Source organism: Armatimonas sp. (genome assembly GCF_964826245.1).
In genome coordinates this window covers 1-8,169 of the sequence record NZ_CBAYMC010000204.1, presented here as the reverse complement: position 1 = coordinate 8,169, position 8,169 = coordinate 1, and the positions used below count along the sequence as shown (strand labels likewise).

The following is an 8,169-nucleotide window of genomic DNA, read 5'->3' as shown; positions in this document are numbered from 1 at the left end:
ATTCTTGCCTTTGACACTCTCCCAGATCACTTTATTGAGCAGCTGCTCCTCAGCCTCATCGAGCTGATCGGGCTCGTCTAGATCCATCTCGGCGGACTCTTTTGCGGCGCTGGTACCGCCGGGATTTTTCGCGTTCAGGTCAATCTTGGGTGGGCGGTTGGTGTAGGGCGTGAGGTTGGCCTTGGTTCCAAAACTGGCCCAGAGCGGGGTGGCGTTGGCATCGAAGACCGAGAGGGGCGGGACGTTTAAGATCAGCTCCATTGAGCGCAGGAACGAGCAGGTGGTGTAAAAAGTAGAGTCCAAGCGTCCCGTGCGGGTGTAGGGCGAGATCGCGAGGCCAACTGTGCGGTGGGCATCCACGTGATCCGGGCCGTTTTGGGCATCGTCTTCGATAATGAAGATCGCCATCTTGCTCCAGTACTTGCTCTTGCTACACGCCTCGACGATCTTGCCGATGCCTTGGTCGTTGGAGGCGACAGCGGCCTTGGGGGTGAAGGCTCCGGCGGTTGCGCCACGTGTGTGGTCTTCCGAGAGAGCCATGACCATGAACTTCGGGAGGTTGTTGTTTTTCTCGAACTCAGCAAGCTCTTTGATAAAGATATCGGCGGCTTTATGGTCGCGCTCGCTCTTGGCACGCGCCGCAGCCCACTCCTCACTTTGATTTTTATCCGTGTGGTAGTAGTAGGTGCGAAAGCTCACCCCCGCACGCTGGCAGGCGTCCCAGATCTTGCCCGAGGGCGTCTTGGCAAGCGGGTCGCCAAAATCGCCGCCTTTGAGGGGAGGCGCGCCCTTGCCGCCGTACTGTGCGGGCCAGGTGCGCTGCATGACATCGGGAACAAGACCCGCGTTGCTCCAGTGGTGGCCGTCCACGCTCACCTCGCCGGAACAGTAGAGATTATCGAGAGTGACAAACTCCCGCGCCAGGGCATGGTGATTGGGAGTAACGTCTTCATCGAACAGACAGAGTTTCTTGTCGCCGTTGCCTTTTTCCAGATCGCCGAAAACTTGATCGTAGGTGCGGTTCTCTTTGATGATATAGAGCACGTGCTCGATGGGGGATTTTTCGCCGAGCTTGCTGGGAATGGCGCTACTGCTGGGCTTGGGCGGGCTCACTTTCGGGACGTTCGCGAGGCACTTGCGCGTGTACTCTGTGAGCTGCTTGGCATCGGGCGTCTCGACGGTGGAGACAATTCCCGTGAGTAGGCTGGCGATATAGGGGAAGCCACGTGGGTACTCCGGGTCGGGCTTCTCGCTCGGATTTGAGCCGGTACCGATTCCCTTGCTACTGCCAATAAAGAGCTTCTTGCCATCGCTTGAGACCGTGACGGTGGTCGGGTAGTGCGCGGTGGGGATAAACCCCGCCACTTTGCTCCCACCCCGGCGCTCGGCGGCAATCACGGCCACGGCATTGATGTCTGAGCAGGCAACATAAAGTGTCTTCTCATCGGGGGAGAGCGCCAACGACGAAGGCGTGGCTCCGGGGGCTGACTGAAGGGAGAGTCGCGTGATGATTTTCTCTAGGAGGGGCGAGTCTTCATCGCGGATCGAGGCCGAGACATCGAGATTGGCAAAGTCAAAGACATAGACCGCGTCTTCGTTGCCACAGGAGACAAAGAGCCGTCCGTCGGAGGCGAGCAAGAGATCGTTGGGGTGCGCCCCCACTTTCAGCGTCCGCTTGGTCTCTAGAGTCGCGGCATCCAGCACCAGTACTTGGGCCTTGCTCCAGAGCGCACAGAGCACGTACTTTCCATCGGCGGTGAGCTTCAGCGCCCCTGGCTTTGCCCCGTCTTCTAGCTCCCGCTCGATCTTCTCGCTCCCATCGGTGTTGAGCGCGATAAGGGTATCGCTGGCGAGATCTGCGGCGTAGAGACGCTTGCCACTGGGGGAGAGGGTCAGCCCACTCAGGTAGACCCCACTCTGGCGCTTGCCTTTCTTGGTTCCCGCCGCCACCGGCTTGGTATCCAGCACGGTCAGGGGCGTACCAGGGGCGTAGCTGCCATCGGCTTGCTTGGTGATGACCTGGATCAGCCCCGAGTTTCCGCCGCAGATATAGAGCGTCGCGCCATCGGGTGACCACACTAGTCCCGCGTGCGTCCGGCCAAACTTAAGCTGCTGCTTCAGCGTCCCCGTCGCCGCGTCTATCAGGCTCACTCCGTGCGCCGCCCCGCCGCCACTGCTTACGGCCAAGAGCTGTCCATCGGGCCGTAGCGTCGACGAGAGTAGTATATCGCCCATGGTCGCGTGCTCTTTGCCCGCCGGAGTGATCGTCCAGCCCGATGCCGCCAGCTTCAGCGAGCCCCCCTTGAGAACCTCCAGCTTTTGCCCCGCCACCAAGACCGCACTCGTCCCAAAAATCAAGGCTCCACTCAGAGCCAGCGTCCGCTTGTTTATCATGCTTCGATTGTAGCGCACGTTGCGTGAAGAAAGATTAAATCTGGCATAATAACTCATGCAATCCAAACCGAGGCTGATTCTGGGGGTGCTGTGCGTTGTCAAGGGAGCCGCGCTGCTGGCTGTTCCACGCGTTCTCTTGCTCTGATGAGTGCGGTGCTCATGACAACTGGCCTGATGCGCCACCGTCGGTAGTGTAGTTTTTCGCAGCTTTCTCTGGCAGGAAATTGCCTAGGAACCCTCTAAGTAGACCTTGGAGGTACCAAGATGACACGACGAGAGTTTCGTGGCGCAGCACAGATTCCGGGACTGAAGCTGCCCGGTGGAGGAAGACAGCTCAAGCTTCCGATTCCGGGGATGAAGGAGCTGGATAAGCTGCTGAAAGGCGAACCGCCCCTGACGACGAGCCTTCAGCACGCGCAGCCCGATGTGCCCCTGCTCGATGGCCTGACGTTGCCCAAGGCGGAGTCGCTACTGATGCTGCCACGAAAAGAGAGTGGCGCATACCAGCTTCGTACGGGGAGGTTCTACGCCGACCTCCAGAGCTACTGACTCAAGGCGGGCTTGCCCGCACCGACCCGTGGGTCGGGACTTTTGTACGGGGGCTTTCAAGGCCCGAAAGCAGCACTGATCCAGCAGATTCTCAGCAGCGCGGAGAAGTTTCCCCAGGTGCAGCAGAGCAAGATTCAGGAGCTACTCTGGGCGATTATTGCCCGTGCTCGCTTCAAAGATCTCACCAACGAGCGCAAGCAGCTTGCCGTTTTGCTTGCACCCAAAGAAGTCGCGCTCTGGCAGGCCGATGTGATCATGAACTTTCCCCAGAAGCTGCTCAAAGATGCCGTGGATAAGCTGCCGCCCGAAGCGAAGATGATCTTTGAAGCGGAGCAGAAGCTGCGCGATGCATTTCACGACCGAACAGGGCTTGCATTTGAGGAGCTGGAGCGAATCGCGGTTCCTAATGTTGAGACGCCCAAGACAAGCATTCCCGTGGGGCGCTGGTCGTATCACAAAGGGGGCTTTTTCACGCGCATGATTGCCAGCGGGTACCAGAAAATCCATCTAGAGGTGCTGGTGCCACGCAAGTATAGGCTGAATCGCGACGCTTTTGGGCGCATCACGCACTGGGAGGATGCCGATGGTTATACGATCGATACGGAGTACGCGCCCAATCCGCCGTTTACGATCCCCGATGCGCCAGGGCTAAAGGGCTGGCTCTTTAAAAGTGTTACCTACGCCTCGCCGGATGGGCAGCGGTATCAAGTCAAAGACAAGGGCTGGGTAATGTCCGGACGGCCAGCTGGGCCGACTCGCCAAAGTGGCCTGGTTTTTGTGGGGCGGGATTTTTATTGTCAGGGACGGATTATCTCAATCCAAGAGTGGCAAGAGCAGCGCGACCGGGCCAACGCCTGGCGCGACTGGTACGACTCGTTCCGTCGCCAGCTTGGCCTTGATCCGCCACGACAGAGCGATGAAGACGACGTCACTGATCTTGGGCACTACGGCGAGGGCTTGCGCACTATTGGCGGCTCCCCGGAGGATCGTCTGGAGTGGATCGCGGAGCACCACCGCCGCCAGAATGAGTCGCTTGCGGATGCCACAAGGATCATCGCCGGGCTTGGAGAAGACCCGGCGTACGATCCTTCGGGAGACATTGCGCTCCCCGGTAATGCAGGAGCCCAGCGCCTTGGGCTCAGCGGTCGGGGGCTTTAGGTAGCTCATGCACTTCGGAGGAGCGGGTCGTTCGGATGGCCTGGACGATCCGCCCCTGGAAGATCACAAATGCCCCAGCGAGCTGAAACACATCCCCAACAGGAAGGCCCATTCCGTGACGCTGAGCCAGTGCGACTCCCTTAGACCAGAAGCGTGGGGTGAAGAACTCGATAAGGCGCATGCGCTCTAGCCCAAACGCTCGGTAGAGCTGGCGCTTGGGGTCCGAGAAGCGCGGCAAGTCCCCTAGGCCGAAGCTGGCAAAGAACGGCGCGGCTTGTGTCTCCGTTGCCATGTGCACCAGCGCAAGCTGAACACCCGTCGCCTCGATTCCCGCACGCCGCGCCGCCAGAATCTTCAGTACCTCGCGGCAGAACGGACAGCCTAGGTGCCGCGTGAAGACGATCATGGACGGTGCACGCTCCGAAAGCGCTCCGAGTGTCTCGCCCGTCTGTGCCTGTTGCTCCAAAAGGCGACAATCCAGTAGGGTTCCTTGCATCTTTCTTTCAATATCGATTTATCAAAGAAGAAGTTCCCGACGAAAGAGGAGAAAGATAAACCAAGACCCGCGCCTGACACGCTCAGATAAGTTCCGCCTGCGTGTGGATAACCCGCAGGGCATTGCCACGACCCTAGAGGATGCCCCAAGGCGGAGGCGGTGCGGGTCGCACACTCTCCCACGGCGATACGCCCCACGGCCACAAAGCCGAGTTTCAGGTGTTCCTAGAGCGCTTTCGTATCGTCACCCCTACGGACTTGCGCCGCTGATGACGATCAAGGGCTAGGGTGGGTTGGGGAGCGTTCAGGTAAAATGCACCATGCTTCGCTCTCTCCTTGCTCTCTTACTTTTTTGCCTTGCCCTGCCGACTCTTGCCCGAACGGATGACTCGCTGGCGCGGGTGAAGGCGCGCGGTGTTCTGAAGATCGCCACCGATGCGACCTACCCTCCCTTTGAGTACATAGAAAATAGCAAGGTTGTCGGCTTCGATGCGGAGCTTGCCGCGGAGCTGGGGCGAGAGCTGGGCGTGTCGGCCGAGATGGTCTCGATGGAGTGGTCAGGGGTGTTTGCGGCGGTGGAGACGGGAAAGTGCGATCTGGTGATGTCGGGGGTGACAATCACGGCGGAGCGCAAGAAGGGCAATGGCTTCACGCGACCCTACTTTCTCTCGGGGCAGGTGCTCGCACGCAAGAAAGGCGCTGCCTTTGCCAAGCCAGCGGATCTCCTTGCCGAGGGCCGAACGGCAGCGGTGCAGGCGGAGACGACAGGGCAGTTTGCGATGGAGAAGGCAGGTGTCCCCAAGGAGCGCCTGCACCGGTTCGATACCCTGCAAGATGGCCTGATGGATGTGAAAAACGGCAAGTCCGATGTGGTCGTGGGAGACGAGCCCGCGCTGGAAGAGACCATTCGCAAGGGCTATCCCGAGCTAGAGGTGGCACCCGGTGGACCCTTTGTGGAAGAAAACCTAGGGATTGTCGCCAAGAAAGATGCGCTGACGCTTCTGGCGGCGCTGAACTTGGCGCTTGAGCATGTGGTGGTGGATGGCCGCTATGCCCGCCTCTATGAGAAGTGGATGCACAAGCCGCTTGCTCTGGCCCGTGTCGCCAAGCTAGAGGCGGTGAAGGGCGATGGGACGCCAATTCCCGCCGAATTGCTCACCAAGGCAACTAAAGTCGTAGCCTCCTCGGAGGCCCCGACGAGTGGCACCGCATTTACGATCCGCCCGGAGCTACTGGTGCAGTCCCTCCCGCTCCTGCTCAAAGGGGCGCTCCTCACCCTGGAGCTGACACTCATCACGCTGGTGCTGGGGGTGCCGCTGGGACTGGGAATCGCGCTGGTGCGGCTCGGGAAAGTCGCCCCGCTGCGAACCCTGGCGATTGCCTATGTGGAAGCCGTGCGTGGGACGCCGCTCCTGATGCAGATCTACGTGATCTACTTTGTCTTTCCGGCCATTGGGATCTCGCTCAATCCGTTTGTGGCGGGGGTGATGGCGCTCTCGCTCAATGCAGCGGCGTATAGCAGCGAGATCTTCCGGGCGGGGATCGAGAGCATTGACACGGGCCAGCGCGAGGCGGCACGTGCGCTCGGGATGACCGGCGGCCAGGCGATGCGCTACGTGATCCTGCCCCAGACCTTCCAGCGGGTTCTGCCGCCGCTTACCAACGAAGCCGTCGCGCTGCTGAAAGACTCATCGCTGGTCTCGGTCGTGGCGCTGACGGAGCTGATGCGCGTGGGCAAAGAGCTGGCGACTACGGCAGGCGCTCCCACCACGATCTATCTTGCGGTCGCCGTGATCTACCTAGCCATGACGCTTCCGCTCACGGCAATCGTGCGGCGGCTGGAGACGAAAAAATAGCCTGGCAGGCACTGCCAGGCTAGAGGGAATTGGAGGCGAAGTTCGTAAACGAGGCAGCTAGTCGTCGTCGTCCTTACTACCGCCGCCGTGTGTGGACTCGTTGCCCCAGCCGTGATCTTTGATGGCATCCCCGCTGCCGCCACGCTCGGCGGCATCGCGGAAGCTGTGCTTCTCTCCCACTTTGCCGGGGCCGTCTTTGCTTGGATCGAAGGCGCGTGCCTTGGTCGCAGTGAGCGTGTTGGTTGTGGCGTCGTAGGTGCCCTCGATGCCCACATTGGGCGTGGTTGCCAGTGTGGTGTAGAAGTCGGCGGCGGTGAGCGTCGCGCCCTTATCGCCACGGAAGACCGTCGAAGCGTTGGTTACGACATTGACCGTTGTCCCCGAGACCGTGAAGCCCCCGGCGCGCTTGATGGTCAGCGAGAAGGTTCCTGCCGTTGCATTGAGAGCGGAGGCCGTTCCGCCTGCACGGGGCGTTTTTCTGTCTTCCGAGATGCTCCCTGTCCCACGCACTTCAAGCTTGGTCGCCACCAGGGTCTGGGCCGCGGTGTCGAGCGTGCCTTCCACTTCGATCTTGGCTCCGTCTGTCAGAGCCGCGCCGTAGAGTGCCGTTGCAGCCGTCGTGGTGACCGTGACGGCCTGGCCACTGCCCATGGTGAGGGTGAAGCTGTAGCTCGGGGCAGTGCCGGAGATGCCGCTGACGGTGCCATGGTAGTCGTCTTTCTCATGGCGGGCGGGGTCGTTGAGGCCTGCACCGTCACCTTCCACCACGGAGGGAAGAATCTTGCTGCCCGTCACCACAAAGCGTGCCAGATCAAAGTCAATACACACATTGGTCGCCGTGGCAGTAATCGTCTTGGCGGAGCGGAAGGTGACAGGGATCACGGCGTTGCCACTGGCATCCCGAGCGACACTGGAGTCAACGGTGAGTGAGGTGCCCGTGGTCTGGCCGGTCTTGATCAGCTGCATGGTCGAGGCCACGGTCACGCTGGCTCCGGTATAGACTCCGGCGGGGACACTGGCGCTGCTCAGAAACGAGTAGCGTGCGCCGCTGGCATCACGCAAGGTCTTGAGATCTAGCGTGACTCCTGCACTATTGTCAAAGACCACCACCGGGGCACCGCCGCCCTGGGGCGTTAGCTCGACATGGTAGATCGTCGCCCAGACATGGCCGTAGTCTTCACGGGGGCTATCCGTGGCCAGAACCGTCACGCGGCCTGCTGTCGTCGAGCTTCCTGCGCCGCTTCCACCACAGCCTGCCAGTGCCAGTGCGCCCATTACAATTGTCAGTGCCGTAATCTTGATCCGTTTCATCTTAGTTGTTCTCCTGTCCCGTTTTGTAGGGATTCACTGAGTAAGAACCCACGGAACGCGCTAAAAACATAGTCGGGATATTTTTATTTTACGTTGAGTCCCCCCGAAATACTGAGCACACCCTTACCGAGCTTCCCAGAGTAACTTGGGTTGAGAGTATCCACCGAGCGAGCACTCTTGCGCAAGGCATCGGCAACTTTATCCGATTTTTGGCGCTTGCGCCTTTACACGCCGCTTTCAACCGGCGGGATAAATCTGCGATCAGTCAACTCCCTTGATGCTCGCAATCGGTGTTAGCACGGTCTCGACGGTGGCGAGATCGGCGGCGACGACGGCGTCGATGACGTCCTTGGCGGGTTTGTAGACATCGGGGGACTCATCAATCGGGACGTTTCCGCCTGCGTTT

General features: G+C 60.2%; 7 protein-coding genes. 4 read left to right on the top strand and 3 right to left on the bottom strand.

All coding sequences use genetic code 11. The annotated features are described in order from the left end of the window. A partial coding sequence (locus AC1XOS_RS16995) for an alkaline phosphatase family protein (RefSeq protein WP_481963415.1) occupies positions 1–2,394 on the bottom strand: 2,394 nt, incomplete at its 3' end. Positions 2,395–2,658: 264 nt separating this feature from the next. On the opposite strand from AC1XOS_RS16995, the gene AC1XOS_RS16990 reads away from it, so the two are divergent. Further along, a complete protein-coding gene (locus AC1XOS_RS16990) occupies positions 2,659–2,943 on the top strand; it encodes a hypothetical protein (RefSeq protein WP_481963414.1) in 285 nt (94 codons plus the stop codon). Positions 2,944–2,955: 12 nt separating this feature from the next. Further along, positions 2,956–4,101 carry a hypothetical protein gene (locus tag AC1XOS_RS16985; RefSeq protein ID WP_481963413.1) on the top strand — a complete coding sequence of 382 codons (1,146 nt, stop codon included), beginning with the start codon at positions 2,956–2,958 and terminating at the stop codon, positions 4,099–4,101. Here the strand turns inward: AC1XOS_RS16985 and AC1XOS_RS16980 are convergent. Beyond that, the gene (locus AC1XOS_RS16980; protein WP_481963412.1) at positions 4,082–4,597 is read right to left on the bottom strand and encodes an AhpC/TSA family protein; all 516 of its coding nucleotides are present in this window, start codon (positions 4,595–4,597) and stop codon (positions 4,082–4,084) included. The genes AC1XOS_RS16985 and AC1XOS_RS16980 overlap by 20 nt on opposite strands. 140 nt (positions 4,598–4,737) lie before the next feature. Between AC1XOS_RS16980 and AC1XOS_RS16975 the strand changes: the two genes are divergently transcribed. After that, positions 4,738–4,866: a hypothetical protein gene (locus AC1XOS_RS16975; protein WP_481963411.1), complete on the top strand. Its 129-nt coding sequence runs from the start codon at positions 4,738–4,740 to the stop codon at positions 4,864–4,866. 50 nt (positions 4,867–4,916) lie between these two features. Then, a complete protein-coding gene (locus AC1XOS_RS16970; RefSeq protein WP_481963410.1) occupies positions 4,917–6,452 on the top strand; it encodes an ABC transporter substrate-binding protein/permease in 1,536 nt (511 codons plus the stop codon). 57 nt (positions 6,453–6,509) lie between these two features. Here AC1XOS_RS16970 and AC1XOS_RS16965 read toward each other — a convergent pair whose 3' ends face one another. Further along, positions 6,510–7,763: a DUF4382 domain-containing protein gene (locus tag AC1XOS_RS16965; RefSeq protein ID WP_481963409.1), complete on the bottom strand. Its 1,254-nt coding sequence runs from the start codon at positions 7,761–7,763 to the stop codon at positions 6,510–6,512. Positions 7,764–8,169 lie beyond the last annotated feature (406 nt).